The organism is Pseudomonas sp. SWRI179 (genome assembly GCF_014268705.1).
Lineage (GTDB): Bacteria > Pseudomonadota > Gammaproteobacteria > Pseudomonadales > Pseudomonadaceae > Aquipseudomonas > Aquipseudomonas zanjanensis.
Genome location: NZ_JABWRA010000010.1, coordinates 1 through 16,293 on the forward strand (window position 1 = coordinate 1; position 16,293 = coordinate 16,293).

At 60.4% G+C, this 16,293-nt stretch carries 14 protein-coding genes and 1 pseudogene; 5 read left to right on the top strand and 10 right to left on the bottom strand.

Annotated features, from left to right (window positions below):
- The first annotated feature begins 279 nt into the window (after positions 1 to 279).
- From HU767_RS07745 to HU767_RS07755, 3 genes are all read left to right on the top strand, one after another.
- On the top strand, positions 280 to 552 hold the full coding sequence (locus HU767_RS07745; RefSeq protein WP_053182600.1) for a hypothetical protein: 273 nt from the start codon (positions 280 to 282) through the stop codon (positions 550 to 552).
- 190 nt (positions 553 to 742) lie between these two features.
- A complete protein-coding gene (locus HU767_RS07750) occupies positions 743 to 955 on the top strand; it encodes a cold shock domain-containing protein (protein WP_053182603.1) in 213 nt (70 codons plus the stop codon).
- A 27-nt stretch (positions 956 to 982) separates the two neighbouring features.
- On the top strand, positions 983 to 1,996 hold the full coding sequence (locus HU767_RS07755; RefSeq protein WP_186729142.1) for an RHS repeat-associated core domain-containing protein: 1,014 nt from the start codon (positions 983 to 985) through the stop codon (positions 1,994 to 1,996).
- A gap of 114 nt (positions 1,997 to 2,110) precedes the next feature.
- Here the strand turns inward: HU767_RS07755 and HU767_RS07760 are convergent.
- A pseudogene (locus tag HU767_RS07760) lies at positions 2,111 to 2,272 on the bottom strand (formaldehyde dehydrogenase, glutathione-independent); the annotation flags it as partial.
- Between the two features lie 119 nt (positions 2,273 to 2,391).
- Between HU767_RS07760 and HU767_RS28760 the strand changes: the two are divergent.
- On the top strand, positions 2,392 to 3,378 hold the full coding sequence (locus HU767_RS28760) for an RHS repeat-associated core domain-containing protein (RefSeq protein WP_238349430.1): 987 nt from the start codon (positions 2,392 to 2,394) through the stop codon (positions 3,376 to 3,378).
- Between the two features lie 84 nt (positions 3,379 to 3,462).
- Here the strand turns inward: HU767_RS28760 and fdhA are convergent, their stop codons facing one another.
- The 8 genes from fdhA to HU767_RS07805 all read right to left on the bottom strand — a co-directional run bounded on the left by fdhA (position 3,463) and on the right by HU767_RS07805 (position 13,600).
- Positions 3,463 to 4,662 carry a formaldehyde dehydrogenase, glutathione-independent gene (gene fdhA / locus HU767_RS07770; protein ID WP_122566627.1) on the bottom strand — a complete coding sequence of 400 codons (1,200 nt, stop codon included), beginning with the start codon at positions 4,660 to 4,662 and terminating at the stop codon, positions 3,463 to 3,465.
- A 193-nt stretch (positions 4,663 to 4,855) separates the two neighbouring features.
- Positions 4,856 to 5,713: a formyltetrahydrofolate deformylase gene (purU, locus tag HU767_RS07775; RefSeq protein ID WP_039590651.1), complete on the bottom strand. Its 858-nt coding sequence runs from the start codon at positions 5,711 to 5,713 to the stop codon at positions 4,856 to 4,858.
- A gap of 160 nt (positions 5,714 to 5,873) precedes the next feature.
- Positions 5,874 to 6,506 carry a sarcosine oxidase subunit gamma family protein gene (gene soxG / locus HU767_RS07780; RefSeq protein WP_186729144.1) on the bottom strand — a complete coding sequence of 211 codons (633 nt, stop codon included), beginning with the start codon at positions 6,504 to 6,506 and terminating at the stop codon, positions 5,874 to 5,876.
- Between the two features lie 194 nt (positions 6,507 to 6,700).
- Positions 6,701 to 9,718, bottom strand: a complete 3,018-nt coding sequence (locus tag HU767_RS07785; RefSeq protein WP_186729146.1) for a sarcosine oxidase subunit alpha — start codon at positions 9,716 to 9,718, stop codon at positions 6,701 to 6,703.
- Complete coding sequence (locus HU767_RS07790; RefSeq protein WP_186707145.1) at positions 9,715 to 10,044, bottom strand: sarcosine oxidase subunit delta; 330 nt, start codon at positions 10,042 to 10,044, stop codon at positions 9,715 to 9,717. Before HU767_RS07790 ends, HU767_RS07785 begins: the two co-directional genes overlap by 4 nt.
- Positions 10,045 to 10,058: 14 nt before the next feature.
- Positions 10,059 to 11,309 (bottom strand): sarcosine oxidase subunit beta, encoded by a 1,251-nt coding sequence (locus HU767_RS07795; protein ID WP_003177603.1) that lies wholly within the window; start codon positions 11,307 to 11,309, stop codon positions 10,059 to 10,061.
- Between the two features lie 22 nt (positions 11,310 to 11,331).
- Positions 11,332 to 12,585, bottom strand: a complete 1,254-nt coding sequence (glyA, locus tag HU767_RS07800) for a serine hydroxymethyltransferase (protein ID WP_003206308.1) — start codon at positions 12,583 to 12,585, stop codon at positions 11,332 to 11,334.
- A 310-nt stretch (positions 12,586 to 12,895) separates the two neighbouring features.
- Positions 12,896 to 13,600 carry a TraX family protein gene (locus tag HU767_RS07805; protein WP_186729148.1) on the bottom strand — a complete coding sequence of 235 codons (705 nt, stop codon included), beginning with the start codon at positions 13,598 to 13,600 and terminating at the stop codon, positions 12,896 to 12,898.
- Between the two features lie 193 nt (positions 13,601 to 13,793).
- Here HU767_RS07805 and HU767_RS07810 point away from each other — a divergent pair, with 193 nt between their 5' ends.
- Complete coding sequence (locus HU767_RS07810) at positions 13,794 to 14,834, top strand: low specificity L-threonine aldolase (RefSeq protein WP_186729150.1); 1,041 nt, start codon at positions 13,794 to 13,796, stop codon at positions 14,832 to 14,834.
- Between the two features lie 242 nt (positions 14,835 to 15,076).
- Here HU767_RS07810 and gbcB read toward each other — a convergent pair whose 3' ends face one another.
- Positions 15,077 to 16,177 carry a glycine-betaine demethylase subunit GbcB gene (gene gbcB, locus HU767_RS07815; protein ID WP_186707142.1) on the bottom strand — a complete coding sequence of 367 codons (1,101 nt, stop codon included), beginning with the start codon at positions 16,175 to 16,177 and terminating at the stop codon, positions 15,077 to 15,079.
- Positions 16,178 to 16,293 lie beyond the last annotated feature (116 nt).

Below are 16,293 nucleotides of genomic sequence, written 5' to 3' on the forward strand. Positions count from 1 at the left end.
AATGAAGCGGATGGCATTCTTTCTGATACACCCCGGTGACTGGCTTTGGGGCCGCTTCGCAGCCCAGCGGGAGCAAGCTCCCTCGCCACAACAGCGCTCGATCACCGTCGACTAAAAATCTTACAACTACTTGGGAAATCACCCGCAACAGCGAGCCTTGCCCAAGCCAATCCGCAATGCCTATAGTTTGTCCCGTCGTCCACATGGCGACTCGGGTTTGGCGACTCGATACACCACGGCCTGAAGTCCTAATTTTATTAATCAATAAAGGCTCTAGCCATGAACCGATACATGCCCCTCACCGGCGTCGACTGCTCCCCCGCCGCCTTGCTCATCGACACCCAAGCCCCCCTCGACGTCCTCCACGAAACCGCCGCCTACCGCATCCGCGCCGTCACCCAATTGTTGGAAAACATCGCCTTTCGCGAAGAACTCAGCTCCGACGCCGTCGTCCTCCACGACTTCGCCCTGCTCCTGGCGATTCCGTTGCGCGATGGCTGCGACGTGCTGGACGTGATCGGCCGCCGCTTGCAGGCACACGCCATGGCCTGACCGCTGCGGCAGTCATTCGACTATCAAGGCGCAAGCCGTTATTTCCTCTCGGTATTGCCTACTGTCAACCTTGACAGTAGGCAGCCCACTTATACGGGCTCTAAGCTCAGCCGTGACAACGACAAACAAGGCTCTGGGCAACCCACAATCCCTGTGCCTTTCTTCATTCGGGCAAGCAGGAAGAATAAAAATGAGCGACCGAATCAAAGGAACCGTGAAGTGGTTTAACGATGCAAAGGGCTATGGCTTCATCACGTGCGGCAAAGGAGGCGAGGAATTGTTCGTTCATTACTCGGCCATCGCCGGCGAGGGTTATAAAACATTAAAGCAGAAGCAAACGGTCTTCTTTGAAATCGAAAAGGGCGACAAAGGCATGCAGGCCACGAGAGTGACGCCGGAATAAAGACCCTTCCATTCAGGAAACGACCCCATGTCGGCGAACCGCAAAACGCTGCTCTGCCGTTACCACTACGACCCACTGGATCGCCTTGCCGACTGCACACCCTCGGCCCAGGCGCGCACCCAGCGCTTCTACCTGAAAGAACGCCTGACCAGCGAGATCCAAGGCTCGGTACAGCGCTCGATTTTCCAGCAGGCCGACCAACTCCTGGCGCAACAACAGCGCCAGGACGACGCCGTCGAAACCACCTTGCTTGCCACCGACCTGCAACGCTCGGTATTGCATGCGCTCGATGCCACCCGGCCTCATCCCCTCGCCTATACACCCTACGGCCATCGCCCTGCGGAAAACGGCTTACTCAGCCTGCTCGGCTTCAACGGCGAACGGCCGGACCCGGTGACGGGACATTATTTGCTGGGTAATGGGTATCGGGCGTTCAATCCGGGGTTGATGCGGTTTAACAGCCCGGACAGTTTGAGTCCATTTGGAAAGGGTGGGTTGAATGCGTATGGATACTGCGTTGGGGACCCGGTGAATCGAAGCGATCCGACGGGACATTTACCTAACTTTTTAATGCCTGTATTAAGACACCTGAAAATCATAGGAAGACCGACCCTAGACGTTCATGGCATATCACTTCCTGCATCGACCGACATAAAAAACATAGATATATTCAAATCTCCTACAAAGGAATTTCTAATATCACCTATAGGCCCGGAACATGAAATTTCATACATCTCCAGCTTCGAACTCAAACTATGGACAGATAGCAACGACATAATCAAAGCCGAAAAATTTTTAGCTCGACAACTAAAAAATTCCAACAAACCCACATCCAAAATAGAAGATTTTCACAAAAACATTCAAAAAACACTAAAATCTAGAGCGGTTCACAAAGCCAATCTGCACATGTATGAAACGGAAATCAAGCAGATGACTGACGACACCTTCAAACCAACATCATTCTATCTTACCTATCTTGGCGGCCCTCCCACTTACGAGTGGGCAAAGCAGCACTCACAACAAATACGCAATCAAATTTAAACTTTATCTTACCAAGCAAAATGGAATCGTTTTTTTATTAGTTGCTACGTTACCACTGCCCCTCTAAAAAGGGCGACATTACCGTCGCCCTTTTTCCGTCTTGCCCTTTGCCGCTTACGCCGCACTGAACAACTTATGCGGATCAATCACAAACTTCTTCGGCACGCCCGCATCGAACTCCCCGTAACCCTTCGGCGCGTCATCCAGGCTGATCACCTGCACGCCAATGATTTCAGCAATGTTGATACGGTCACACGTGATCGCCTGCATCAGTTGGCAGTACCCCCGGGTCGTGGCCAGCCTGGGCAATCAAACCTAACACTTCTGCTAGCTAGACAACCGCCCTTCCCCCTGAACATGATAGCGCTATCTGTATTTCCCACAGAGCAAAGCCCATGCCCTCCCCTGATGAAACCTTGCTCTGCCGTTACCACTACGATCCACTGGATCGCCTGGCCGACTGCACCCCCTCGGCCCAGGCCCACACCCAGCGCTTCTACCTGAAGGAGCGCCTGACCAGCGAAATCCAAGGCTCGGTACGGCGCTCGATATTCCAGCAGGGCGACCGACTCCTGGCGCAACAACAGCGCCAGGATGGCGGCATCGAAACCACCTTGCTCGCCACCGATCAGCAACGCTCGGTGTTGCACGCGCTCGATGCCACGCAGCGTCCCCCCCTCGCCTACACACCCTACGGTCATCGCCCTGCGGAAAACGGTTTACTCAGCCTGCTCGGCTTCAACGGCGAACGGCCGGACCCGGTGACGGGGCATTATTTGTTGGGTAATGGGTATCGGGCGTTCAATCCGGTGTTGATGCGGTTTAACAGCCCAGACTCGATGAGCCCATTCGGAAGGGGGGGGGTTAACGCTTATGCATATACGCATGGAAACCCAGTTAACACGGTAGATCCTTCTGGCCATTTTGGGCTACCTAAATCAATTAAATTAGCATTGAGGATCAAGAAACCTAAAATAACGATTGATGTCCATGGCGTGCAATACCGCGCCCCTAGCGACAGATTAGATGCAGTCATTTTCACAGCACCCACGAAGAAATATCCAGAGCCAGGGTTCGTTTTGAAACCTGAACAAGACACGCTACCCATTCGCAACCGTTTAGAAGCTCTCACAAAAGAAAGCGAACAGTTAATCAACCTTGAAAAATCAACAGCCCACATGATAGCAGGCACAAAAAAACCAAACCTTGAAATCCCCGTGTACCGCGAATCGCTTTCCAACTTGCAAACCAAAAGACAATACCACGAACAAAACCTAAAAAAGTTCAAGGCAGATCTTGATAACCTGACCAACGAGATCATGGACCCTCCAACTTATGTCGATGCGATAGGGAAAGAAATAGGTAGGCGACGTAGCTTTTAGAACAGCCGCACATCAACCACTGCGCTGAGATGAATAAAAAGGGCGACATCACAGTCGCCCTTTCCCCGTCTAACCCTTTACCACTTACGCCGCACTAAACAACTTATGCGGATCAATCACAAACTTCTTCGGCACACCCGCATCAAACTCGCCGTACCCCTTCGGCGCATCATCCAGGCTGATCACCTGCACGCCAACGATTTCAGCGATGTTGATGCGGTCCCACATGATCGCCTGCATCAGCTGGCGGTTGTACTTCATCACCGGGGTCTGGCCGGTATGGAAGCTGTGGGATTTGGCCCAGCCCAGGCCGAAGCGGATGCTCAGGCTGCCCATTTTCGCAGCTGCATCGACGGCGCCCGGGTCTTCGGTGACGTAGAGGCCGGGAATGCCGATTTTGCCGGCCACGCGGACTACACCCATCAAGGAGTTGAGCACGGTGGCCGGGGCTTCGTGCTTGACGCCGTCATGGCCGTGGCCGCGGGCTTCGAAGCCGACCGCATCGACGGCGCAGTCGACTTCCGGCTCGCCCAGCAGTGCGGCGATCTGTTCGTGCAACGGCGTGTCGGTGGACAGGTCGGCAATTTCGAAACCCTGGGCCTTGGCGTGGGCCAGGCGAACCGGGTTGACGTCGCCGATGATGACCACGGCCGCGCCCAGCAGGCGAGCGGAAGCGGCGGCCGCCAGGCCAACCGGGCCGGCACCGGCGATGTAGACGGTGCTGCCAGGACCAACGCCGGCGGTGACGGCGCCGTGGTAGCCGGTGGGCAGGATGTCGGACAGGCAGGTCAGGTCACGGATTTTCTCCATGGCCTTGTCGCGGTCCGGCAGTTTCAGCAGGTTGAAGTCGGCGTACGGCACCAGCACGTATTCGGCCTGGCCGCCGGTCCAGTCGCCCATGTCCACGTAACCGTAGGCACCGCCGGCACGGGCCGGGTTGACGGTCAGGCACACACCGGTGTGTTGCTCCTTGCAGGAACGGCAGCGCCCGCAAGCCACGTTGAATGGCACCGACACCAGGTCACCGATTTTCAGGTTCTCGACGTCGCTGCCCTTCTCGATCACTTCACCGGTGATTTCGTGACCCAGGACCAGGCCGGTCTGGGCAGTGGTACGGCCGCGGACCATGTGCTGGTCGGAGCCGCAGATGTTGGTGGAGACCACGCGCAGGATGACACCGTGCTCAATCTTCCTGCCGCGCGGGTCCTGCATTTTTGGATAGTCGATTTTCTGTACTTCGACCTTGCCGTTGCCGAGATACACGACACCACGATTACCAGACATGCTTTCACCTCGCTGTTGTTTTTGTGGAACTGCGTTGCCCAGGCAGGCAGCGCGTTGATTGCTCGGGTTGTAGATGCTGTTTTGCGTTGTTAGTGATGGCCTCTTCGCGAGCAAGCCCGCTCCCACATTCGGCTGCATTCCAAAGTTGGAACCCGATCGAATGTGGGAGCGGGCTTGCTCGCGAAGGCGCCCATCAGAGCACCACAGTACGATTGGCGTTCAAGAACACCCTTCGCTCAATGTGATACCCCACCGCCCGGGCCAAGGTCAGCCCTTCGATGTCCCGGCCTTTGGCGATCAGGTCTTCGGGATAGTGGCTGTGATCCACCACTTCCACGCCCTGGGCGATGATCGGGCCTTCGTCCAGGTCGTTGTTGATGTAGTGCGCCGTGGCGCCCACCAGCTTCACGCCTTTGTTGTAGGCCTGGTGGTACGGTTTGGCGCCCTTGAAACCCGGCAACAGCGAGTGATGGATATTGATCGCCTTGCCGTCGAGCTTGCGGCACAGTTCCGGCGACAGCACTTGCATGTAGCGGGCAAGGATCACCAGTTCGGCGCCGGTGTCTTCGATCACCTGCCACACCTGTCGCTCCTGGGCGGGTTTGTCGTTCGGGTCCAGGGGGAAATGGTAGTAGGGAATCTGGTGCCAGTCGGCCAGCGGCTTGAGGTCGGGGTGGTTGGAGACCACGGCCACCACGTCCATGGACAATTGGCCGATGCGTTGGCGGTAGAGCAAGTCGTTGAGGCAGTGATCGGCCTTGGAGACCATGATCACCACTTTGGGCCGGTAGTTGGGCGGCGTCAGTTCGAAGACCATGCCGAAGGCTTGCGCGCGCTCGGCCAGGCCGGCACGGAAGTTCTGCTCGTCAAAACCGTCGGGCTGGCGAAACTCCACGCGAATGAAGAAACGCGCCGAGAGCCGGTCGTCGAAGGAGTGGTGCTCGGTGACGTAGCAGCCCTGCTCGAACAGAAAGCGGGTCACCGCGTCCACCGTGCCGAGCACGCTGGGGCAGTCGGCAGTCAAGATCCATGTGTCTGGGGCGCGGCTCATTGCGGTGACTCCTGTTCAAAATTAACGAAGCGACGCAGAACCCCGTGGCGAGGGAGCTTGCTCCCGCTCGGTTGCGCAGCAACCGCCAAAAGCGAGGGCCGCTGCGCAGCCCAGCGGGAGCAAGCTCCCTCGCCACAAAAGCCGTGGTCGGCTTTAGTCCTTACGCCTGCACGCTCAACCCATACTCCGCCGCGGCATCCTGCAACCACAGCCACCAGTAATCCGAGAAGCTGCGGCGGATCACCAGTTCCCAGGTGTCTTCAGCGGTGTGGCGGATCACCAGTTGCGACTTGGCGAACACCGTGCCCACGGCCTTGCCCACCGGGAAATTGCTGGGGTGAACATCGTAGCTGGTGGATTTCATCAACACGTCGCGCACGTTCGGGCCGGACAGTTCGAGGATCTGCTGGCCGCCGCTGACGTTGACGATCTGGATGTGCAAGTCGCCCAGGGCTTCACGCAGCTTCTGCTCGGCGGCGAACTCTTCGCCGGTGGGCACCACCAGCAGCCATTCGTCCGGGCCGAGCCATTGCAGACTGGTCTCGCCCTTGATGACGACGGCCAGGGCACCTGGCAATTCCAGGCCCAGGGCCTTGTGGACACCGGCGGCGAACGCCGGGTCGTGGCCGTCGCCACGAAGGGTCAAATGGCCCAGGAGTTTTTTCTCGCGCACGGTCACACCGGCGTTCTTGCGGCCCTTGCCCACCAGGCTGGCGAGGTCGGCATGATGCAGCGACGACTCGGCCTTGGCCCCGGTGGTTGGGCGTTGTTGGTACACGTTGACTGCGGTCATATGGAGCACCTGTCTTGAATTCTATGATTCCGGCCTTTGTGGTGGCTGTTCTGCCGCCATCGCGAGCAAGCCCGCTCCCACATTGGATTGATGCCTGGCTCAAATTCCTTTGGCGACTTCGATCCTGTGGGAGCGGGCTTGCTCGCGAATCAGGCGACTCGGTGAAGCTGCCCACCCACAGGACCAAAGTCCCTTTAGATATTCTGCCGATCCCCCTTCGGATCGAAGAACACCGAAGAAACGATCTCTGCCTCGATCACGCTGCCGTCGGCCAATGGCGCGAACACGCGCTCGCCCATCCGCTTGAGGCCGCCCTTGACCACGCCCATGGCAAATGAATAACCCAGGGAGTTGTGGGCATAGCTGGAGGTCACGTGGCCAACCATGGTCATCGGGATCGCCTGCTTGGTGTTGAATACCAGTTGCGCGCCTTCCGGCAGCCAGACATTCGGGTCGATCGGCTTGAGGCCCACCAGTTGCTTGCGGTCTTCACGCACGCAATCTTCGCGATTCATGCCGCGCCAGCCGATCCACGAGAACGGCTTGGTCCGGCCGACGCACCAGCCCATGTTCAGGTCGTCCGGGGTCATCGAGCTGTCCGTGTCCTGGCCGACGATGATGAAGCCCTTCTCGGCCCGCAGCACGTGCATGGTCTCGGTGCCATACGGGGTCAGGTTGTACTGCTTCCCGGCCTCGACGATTTGTTCGAGCACGCCCATGGCGTAGTCGGCCTGCACGTTGATTTCGTACGACAGTTCACCGGTGAACGAGATCCGGAACACCCGCGCCGGCACGCCGCCCACCAAGCCTTCCTTCCAGGTCATGAACGGGAACGCGTCCTTGTCCAGGTCGATGTCGGTGACGTGGCTCAGCAGCTTGCGGCTGTTGGGGCCCGACAGGGTCATGGTCGCCCAGTGGTCGGTGACCGAGGTGAAGTACACCTTCAGGTCCGGCCATTCGGTCTGGTGATAGATCTCCAGCCATTGCAGTACGCGCGCCGCGCCGCCGGTGGTGGTGGTCATCAGGAAATGGTTGTCCGCCAGACAAGCCGTCACGCCGTCGTCGAAGACCATGCCGTCTTCCTTGCACATCAGGCCGTAGCGGGCCTTGCCCACGTCGAGCTTGGTCCAGGCGTTGGTGTAGACGCGGTTGAGGAATTCGCGGGCGTCCGGACCCTGGATGTCGATCTTGCCCAGGGTCGAGGCGTCCAGCAGGCCGACGCTGTCACGCACGGCCTTGCATTCGCGCTTGACCGCGGCATGCATGTCTTCGCCATTCTTCGGGAAGTACCAAGGGCGCTTCCACTGGCCGACATCTTCGAACTCGGCACCGTTTTTCACATGCCAGGCATGCAGCGCGGTGAAACGCACCGGCTCGAAGATGTGCCCACAGTGCCGGCCCGCCACCGCGCCGAAGGTCACCGGCGTGTAGTTCGGACGGAACATGGTGGTGCCCATCTGCGGGATGCTCACGTTCAGCGAGCGGGCCGCGATGGCCAGGCCGTTGACGTTGCCCAGCTTGCCCTGGTCGGTGCCGAAGCCCAGTGCGGTGTAGCGCTTGACGTGTTCCACCGACTCGAAGCCTTCGCGGGTGGCGAGTTCGATGGCGGCGGCCGTGACGTCGTTCTGCAGGTCGACGAATTGCTTCGGCGCCCGGGCAGTGGATTTTTCGTGAGGCACCTGGAACAGCGCCAGGGTCGGTTCTTCATGACGGCTCAGGGCTTTGGGCAGCACGCCCTCCACCGCCTTGAAGCCGGCTTCGCTGGCCGCGCGCACGCCGCCTTCGAAACCGTCGGCCAAGCTATCGCCGAGGCTGTAGACGCCGTTCACACCGCCGACGCAGACACGCTTTTGCGGCGCTTCGCCCGGTACGAAACCGAGGATGTCTTCGCGCCAGATCGGCTTGCCGCCCAGGTGCGACGCCAGGTGGACCACCGGGCTGTAGCCGCCGGAGCTGGCCACCAGGTCGCAGTCCAGCCATTCGCCGGGGCTGGTGACTTTGTGGGCGCGAACGTCGATCGCGGCGACACGTGCCCCGGTGACGCGCTTGCTGCCACGGGCCTCGATCACGGCGCTGCCGGTGAGGATACGAATGCCCTTGGCGCGGGCTTCTTCCACCAGCGCACCCCGTGGGTTGCTGCGGGCGTCGGCCACGGCGATCACTTGCAGGCCGGCGTCGAACCAGTCCAGGGCCACGCGATAGGCGTGGTCGTTGTTGGTGCTCAGCACCAGTTTCTTGCCCGGCGCCACACCGTAGCGGCGGATGTAAGTAGAAACCGCGCCAGCCAGCATGTTGCCCGGCACGTCGTTGTTGCCGTAGACCAGCGGACGCTCGCAGGCGCCGGTCGCCAACACCACGCGCTTGGCACGAACGCGGTTGATGCGCTGGCGAACCTGGCCGATCGGTGCGCGGTCGCCGAGGTGGTCGGTGAGGCGCTCGTGGATGGTCAGGAAGTTATGGTCGTGGTAGCCATTCACGGTGGCGCGAGGCAGCAACACCACTTCGGGCATTGAGCGCAGTTCAGCCACCGCAGCCGCGACCCATTCGGTCGCCGGCTTGCCGTCCAGGCTCTCGCGGGAGTCGAGCAGGCTGCCGCCGAACTCTTCCTGCTCATCGGCCAGGATCACGCGGGCACCGCTGCGGCCGGCAGCCAACGCGGCAGCCAGGCCGGACGGGCCAGCGCCAACGATCAGCACGTCGCAGTGACGGTTCATGTAGTCGTAGGTGTCCGGATCGTTCTCGGTCGGCGAGCGACCCAGGCCCGCGGCCTTGCGGATGTACTTCTCGTAAGTCATCCAGAACGATTGCGGGTACATGAAGGTTTTGTAGTAGAAGCCCGGCGGCATCAGCTTGCCGCCGACCTTGCCGAGAATCCCCATCATGTCGTTGTTCACGTTCGGCCAGCCGTTGGTGCTGGTGGCGACCAGGCCCTGGTACAGCGCCTGTTGCGTGGCGCGCACGTTCGGGATTTGCGTGGCTTCGGTGGCACCGATCTGCAGCACCGCGTTCGGCTCTTCGGCACCGGCGGCGTAAATGCCTCGCGGCCGCGAATACTTGAAGCTGCGGCCAATGATGTCGACACCGTTGGCCAGCAGCGCAGCGGCCAGGGAATCGCCCTCGAAGCCTTTGTAGGTCTGGCCGTTGAAGGTGAAGCTCAGCACTTTGTTGCGGTCGATCCGTCCGCCGTTGGACAGGCGATTGATCTGGCTCATACCTTCTCTCCCAGAGCCTGTGCAGCCGCTTTCGGACTGTCAGCCTTGTCGGTGAACTGCGGCTTTTGGCCGATCTTGTAGGTTTCGAGAATCTCGTAGGTCACGGTGTCACGGGTCGCGTTGAAGTACTGGCGGCAACCGGCGACGTGGTCCCACAGTTCATGGTGCAACCCGCGAGGGTTGTCACGGAAGAACATGTAGTCGCCCCACTCCTCGTCGGTGCAGGCGTTCGGATCCAGTGGACGCGGGATATGCGCCTGGCCGGATGCATGGAATTCCTCTTCGGAGCGCAGTTCGCCGCAGTGAGGACAGAAGATGTGCAACATAGGGATTTCTCCTGTTAGTGGGCGACGGCAGCAGCGCCGTGTTCGTCGATCAGTGCGCCGTTGTGGAAACGGTCGATGGAAAACGGTGCGGCCAGTGGGTGCATTTCACCCTTGGCCAGGCTTGCAGCGAAGACGTTGCCCGAGCCCGGGGTGGCCTTGAAGCCACCGGTGCCCCAACCGCAGTTGAAGAACATGTTCGGCACCGGGGTCTTGGAGATGATCGGGCAGGCGTCCGGGGTGGTGTCGACGATGCCGCCCCACTGACGGTTCATGCGCACGCGGGACAACACCGGGAACATCTCGACGATGGCCTGGACCGTGTGTTCGATCACCGGGTACGAGCCACGCTGGCCGTAGCCGTTGTAGCCGTCGATACCGGCGCCGATCACCAGGTCGCCCTTGTCGGACTGGCTGATGTAGCCGTGCACGGCGTTGGACATGATCACGCTGTCGATGATGGGCTTGATCGGCTCGGACACCAGCGCTTGCAGCGGGTGGGATTCGATCGGCAGGCGGAAGCCGGCGAGCTTGGCCATGTGCCCGGAGTTACCGGCAGTGACCACGCCGACGCGCTTGGCGCCAATGAAGCCCTTGTTGGTTTCCACGCCGATGCACACGCCGTTTTCCTTGCGGAAACCGATCACTTCGGTCTGCTGGATCAGGTCCACGCCCAAGGCGTCCGCCGCCCGGGCGAAGCCCCAGGCCACGGCATCGTGACGGGCCACGCCGCCGCGACGCTGGACGGTGGCGCCCATCACCGGGTAGCGGGTGTTCTTCGAGCAATCCAGGTACGGGATCTCGTCGGCCACTTGCTTGGCGTTGAGCAGCTCGCCGTCCACGCCGTTGAGGCGGTTGGCACTGACGCGACGCTCGGAATCACGGATGTCCTGCAGGGTGTGGCACAGGTTGTAGACGCCACGCTGGGAGAACATCACGTTGTAGTTCAGGTCTTGGGACAGGCCTTCCCAGAGTTTCATCGCGTGTTCGTACAGGTGGGCCGATTCGTCCCACAGGTAGTTGGAGCGCACGATGGTGGTGTTGCGCGCGGTGTTACCGCCGCCCAACCAGCCCTTCTCGACCACGGCCACGTTGGTGATGCCGTGTTCCTTGGCCAGGTAGTAGGCGGTCGCCAGGCCATGCCCGCCGCCGCCGACGATGACCACGTCGTAGACCTTTTTCGGGGTCGGCGTGCGCCACATCCGCTGCCAGTTTTCATGATGGCTGAGTGAGTGTTTGAAGAGGCCGAAGCCCGAATAGCGTTGCATAGTCATTTACTCCAAAACCGACTCAGCGATAAACCGGGAAGTCCGCGCACAGGGCCGCCACTTGCTGCGCGACATTGGCCTCGACATCGGCATCGCCGAGGTTGTCGAGGATGTCGCAGATCCAGCCGGCCAGCGTGACGCATTGAGTCACCTTGAAGCCACGGGTGGTCACCGCTGGGGTGCCGATGCGCAGGCCCGAAGTCACGAACGGCGATTGCGGGTCGTTCGGCACGGCGTTCTTGTTGACGGTGATGTGGGCGCGGCCCAGTGCGGCATCGGCGTCCTTGCCGGTCAGGCCCTGACGGATCAGGCTGACCAGGAACAGGTGGTTATCGGTACCACCGGACACTACATCGTAGCCGCGCTTGATGAACACGCCAGCCATGGCCTGGGCGTTATCGATCACTTGCTGCTGGTAAGCCTTGAAGCCAGGCTCCGCCGCTTCCTTGAAGCACACCGCCTTGCCGGCGATCACGTGCATCAGCGGGCCGCCCTGGGCGCCAGGGAATACCGCGGCGTTGAGCTTTTTCTCGATTTCTTCGTTGGCCTTGGCCAGGATCAGGCCGCCACGTGGACCGCGCAGGGTCTTGTGGGTGGTGGTGGTGACCACGTCGGCGTACGGCAGTGGGTTCGGATACAGGCCAGCGGCAACCAAGCCAGCGACGTGGGCCATGTCGACGAACAACAGGGCACCGACCTTGTCGGCGATCTGGCGGAAACGTGGGAAATCCAGGGTCTTGGAGTAGGCGGAGAAGCCGGCAACGATCATCTTCGGCTTGTGCTCGACCGCCAGGCGCTCGACTTCGTCGTAGTCGATCAGGCCGGTGGTGGTGTCGATGCCGTATTGCACCGCGTTATAAAGCTTGCCCGAGGACGACACCTTAGCGCCATGGGTCAAGTGACCGCCGTGGGCCAGGCTCATGCCCAGGATCGTGTCGCCGGCTTGCAGCAGGGCCAGGTACACGGCGCTGTTGGCCGACGAACCGGAGTGCGGCTGGACGTTGGCGTAATCGGCACCGAACAACTGCTTGGCGCGCTCGATGGCCAGGGCTTCGACTTTGTCGACGTGTTCGCAACCACCGTAGTAGCGCTTGCCCGGATAGCCTTCGGCGTACTTGTTGGTCAGGCCGCTGCCCTGGGCCTCCATCACGCGCTTGCTGGTGTAGTTCTCTGACGCGATCAGCTCGATGTGATCTTCCTGGCGTTGCTCCTCGGCGTTCATCGCCGCCAGCAGTGCATCATCGTAGCCTTGGATTTGGTCTTGCTTGCTGAACATCGCGTCTCTCCCAGCGGCGGCGGTGCGCCTTTCGTCTCGGTGAGGCACGGACCGTTTCGGTCGTGCCCTTTGGATGCGATGGTATGGCTGGCGCAGGCATGTCAAATGCCTATGGACGCCACGCAAAGGTGCGTTTACGACATGGGATCAAATGGAATGGAACACTCCCCCCTGTGGCGAGGGAGCTTGCTCCCGCTGGAGGGCGAAGCCCTCCCAAAAAGGCCCACGCAGATCTGCCTGATAAACCCAGGTGTTTGGTCTTGGGGCTACTTCGTAGCCCAGCGGGAGCAAGCTCCCTCGCCACAATGGGTTATGCGACGATCTGGCGAACCGCGAGCAGAGCCAAAAAATGTGCGGGGTACAGCGCATAAGCCCAGCGCCGCATCGGCAATGGATGAAAACGACCCGCGTGTCGCAAAAGCACCAGCCCCAACCCTGGCGCGATCAGGCAAGCCACCAGGCCCCAGATCGCCACGGTCTCCCCCAGCCACGCCGCGCCACATAAAACCCGCCATTGATTGGCTGCCAGGCACACCAACCCCGGCAATAGCGCGAAATACCAGGGCCGGCGAAACACCAGCAACATCACCAGCGGCAGCAATACACCAAAGAAACCGAACATCAGCCGCGACGAAAACAGCGCCGCCAGCAGCAATGCCGTCGCGGCCAGGCAGCGCGCTTCCAAGGTGGGCGTCTGCCAACAGCGCGCCACCAATAACCCAAGCACCAACGTAGGCATGACATTCAAGGTGGCGGGGTCGGGAATGAACAAGCGATAAGGAATTTCGCTGACAGCACTGAACAGCAACAGCCAACCCAGGTAACGCCATCGCGCATCATCGGCGCCGCTGCGCGCCAGGTTCGCCGCCATCGCCAGGCAGAACCACGGGAACGCCAACCGTCCAGGCACGTAGAGCCAATCGGCGGAAAAACCGACATATCGCAGGTGATCGAGCACCATCGACAACAATGCCAGCCATTTGAGCAGGTCCAAGGCACCGTCGCGCCGATTCATGTGTGCGTCGGTCCTGGGGCGTTGTGATTTTCTGACAGAAACATCACTTATGTTCCCTCGCTAATCTTGGGTAAAGTGCGCACCAACATAGACCACGACGTTGCGGACTCAAGCACGTCGAACCAAGGAACCCCCACCCGGGAATTCCGCCAGGGATCTCTTACCCAGGACTCTCTATTCAAGGAGCAAGGCCATGACCGACAAGAGCCAACAATTCGCCAGCGACAACTATTCCGGCATTTGCCCCGAAGCCTGGGCGTTCATGGAAAAAGCCAACCAGGGCCACCAGCGCGCCTATGGCGACGACGAATGGACCCACCGCGCGGCGGATGATTTCCGGTCCTTGTTCGAAACCGACTGCGAAGTTTTTTTTGCGTTCAACGGCACCGCGGCCAACTCTTTGGCACTGTCGTCACTGTGCCAGAGTTACCACAGCGTGATCTGCTCGGAAACCGCCCACGTCGAAACCGATGAATGCGGCGCCCCGGAGTTCTTCTCCAACGGTTCAAAGCTGCTGGTGGCTCGCACCGAAAACGGCAAGCTGACCCCCGAGTCGATCCGCGAGATCGCGCTCAAGCGCCAGGACATTCACTATCCCAAGCCCCGAGTCGTGACCCTGACCCAAGCCACGGAAGTCGGCAGCGTCTACACGCCGGATGAAATCCGCGCCATCAGCGTCACCTGCAAGGAACTGGGGTTGAACCTGCACATGGACGGCGCACGGTTTTCCAATGCCTGCGCTTTCCTCGGCTGTACTCCAGCCGACCTGACCTGGAAGGCCGGCGTGGACGTGTTGTGCTTCGGCGGGACGAAAAACGGCATGGCGGTCGGTGAAGCGATCCTGTTCTTCAACCACGACCTGGCCGAAGACTTCGACTACCGCTGCAAACAGGCCGGGCAGCTGGCGTCGAAAATGCGCTTCCTCTCCGCGCCCTGGGTCGGCCTGTTGCAAAACGACGCCTGGCTCAAGCACGCCCGCCACGCCAACCGCTGCGCGCAATTGCTGGCAGAACTGGTCAGCGACATTCCCGGCGTGGAACTGATGTTCCCGGTCCAGGCCAACGGCGTGTTCCTGCAACTCTCGGAACCGGCCATCGCTGCACTGACGGCCAAGGGCTGGCGCTTCTACACCTTCATCGGCAAGGGCGGCGCACGCTTCATGTGCTCGTGGGACACCGAGGAAGCGCGGGTGCGGGAATTGGCGGCGGATATTCGGGAAGTGATGAGCGCCTGAAGCAACGACCGATATCTTCGGTTTTTTGGGCTCTGGGGCTTTTAAGCTTTTGTGGCGAGGGAGCTTGCTCCCGCTGGGCTGCGCAGCAGCCCCCATGCGGTGTATCAGGTAGCTCGTGTTTACCAGATGACGACTGCTGCGCAGCCGAGCGGGAGCAAGCTCCCTCGCCACAGATAAATCCCTCCCAGTAAAAGTAAATCCCTCCAGGTACAGAGGGATTTACACCTGCCTGAGCGAGCAAATCAGAAATCGATCCGCACATCCCCCTTCGGCACGCTGCAGCACGACAGGATATAACCCTCGGCCTCGTCGTCCTCGGTAATCCCGCCGTTGTGCTCCATCTCCACTTCCCCGCCCAGCTTCAGCACCTTGCAGGTGCCGCAGATGCCCATGCCGCAGGCCTTGGGGATCATCATGCCGAGCTTGGCGGCGGCGGCGTGGACGGTTTCTCCCGGCCCCACGCGAATGCTCTTGCCAGTAGAGGTGAACTCCACCAGGTGCAGGTCCGCCGCATCGACTTCCGGAGCATCGGCTGCCTGTTCGGCCTGTTCCACGGCGTCGGCACGGGCTTCCGGTGGCGTGGCGCCGAAGGATTCCTCGTGGTAACGCTTCATGTCGTAGCCGGCCGCTTCCAGCAGGCGCTTGACCGCGGTCATGTACGGGGTCGGCCCGCAACAGAACACCTCGCGCTCGAGAAAGTCGGGCACCATCAATTCCAGCATCTTGTGGTTCAGGTAACCGCGATACCCGGCCCAGGGCTCGCCCAGACCATGCCTTTCACAGATCAGGTGCAAGCTGAAGTTGTCGATCCGCGACGCCATGTGTTCCAGCTCGCGGTGGTAGATGATGTCCTTGGGCGAGCGGGCGCTGTGGATAAAGGTCATGTCGACATTGGCGTTGGTGTCGTAGAACCAGCGGGCCATGGACATGCACGGCGTGATCCCCACGCCACCGCTCAGGTAAAGCACTTTCGGACTCGGGAAATCGATGGCGTTGAACAACCCCACCGGCCCGTGCACCGCCAGTTCCTGGCCTTCGTGCAGGGTGTCGTGCAACCAGTTGGAGACCTTGCCCCCCGGCACGCGCTTGATGGTCACCGAGAAACTGTAGGGCACCGACGGCGAGCTGGAGATGGTGTAGGAGCGCATGATCGGCTGGCCTTCGATTTCCAGCTCCAGGGTGACGAACTGCCCGGGCTTGAAAAAGAACATGATCGGCTGGTCGGCCATGAAGCAGAAGGTGCGCACATCCCAGGTTTCCTGGATGACTTTGACGCAACGTACGATATGTCGGCCATTGGCCCAGGTCTGGGTAGTGACCGGGTTCAGGAAGTTATTGGACATGCTGATCTCCACGGCCGACTGTCGGCCTTCATGAGGGCGATTGTGCGCAGGCGCCTGGGTGACCATTTACCTATCTGCGACATTCACATACTTATCGCGACCAGCCCCCAACGACC

Coding starts and splice junctions, on each gene's coding strand:
- gbcB (WP_186707142.1), bottom strand. CDS start 16,177: ATGTCCAATAACTTCCTGAACCCGGTCACTACCCAGACCTGGGCCAAT.
- HU767_RS07795 (WP_003177603.1), bottom strand. CDS start 11,309: ATGCAACGCTATTCGGGCTTCGGCCTCTTCAAACACTCACTCAGCCAT.
- fdhA (WP_122566627.1), bottom strand. CDS start 4,662: ATGTCTGGTAATCGTGGTGTCGTGTATCTCGGCAACGGCAAGGTCGAA.
- HU767_RS07805 (WP_186729148.1), bottom strand. CDS start 13,600: ATGAATCGGCGCGACGGTGCCTTGGACCTGCTCAAATGGCTGGCATTG.
- HU767_RS07785 (WP_186729146.1), bottom strand. CDS start 9,718: ATGAGCCAGATCAATCGCCTGTCCAACGGCGGACGGATCGACCGCAAC.
- HU767_RS28760 (WP_238349430.1), top strand. CDS start 2,392: ATGCCCTCCCCTGATGAAACCTTGCTCTGCCGTTACCACTACGATCCA.
- HU767_RS07745 (WP_053182600.1), top strand. CDS start 280: ATGAACCGATACATGCCCCTCACCGGCGTCGACTGCTCCCCCGCCGCC.
- HU767_RS07790 (WP_186707145.1), bottom strand. CDS start 10,044: ATGTTGCACATCTTCTGTCCTCACTGCGGCGAACTGCGCTCCGAAGAG.
- HU767_RS07750 (WP_053182603.1), top strand. CDS start 743: ATGAGCGACCGAATCAAAGGAACCGTGAAGTGGTTTAACGATGCAAAG.
- HU767_RS07810 (WP_186729150.1), top strand. CDS start 13,794: ATGACCGACAAGAGCCAACAATTCGCCAGCGACAACTATTCCGGCATT.
- glyA (WP_003206308.1), bottom strand. CDS start 12,585: ATGTTCAGCAAGCAAGACCAAATCCAAGGCTACGATGATGCACTGCTG.
- HU767_RS07755 (WP_186729142.1), top strand. CDS start 983: ATGTCGGCGAACCGCAAAACGCTGCTCTGCCGTTACCACTACGACCCA.
- purU (WP_039590651.1), bottom strand. CDS start 5,713: ATGAGCCGCGCCCCAGACACATGGATCTTGACTGCCGACTGCCCCAGC.
- soxG (WP_186729144.1), bottom strand. CDS start 6,506: ATGACCGCAGTCAACGTGTACCAACAACGCCCAACCACCGGGGCCAAG.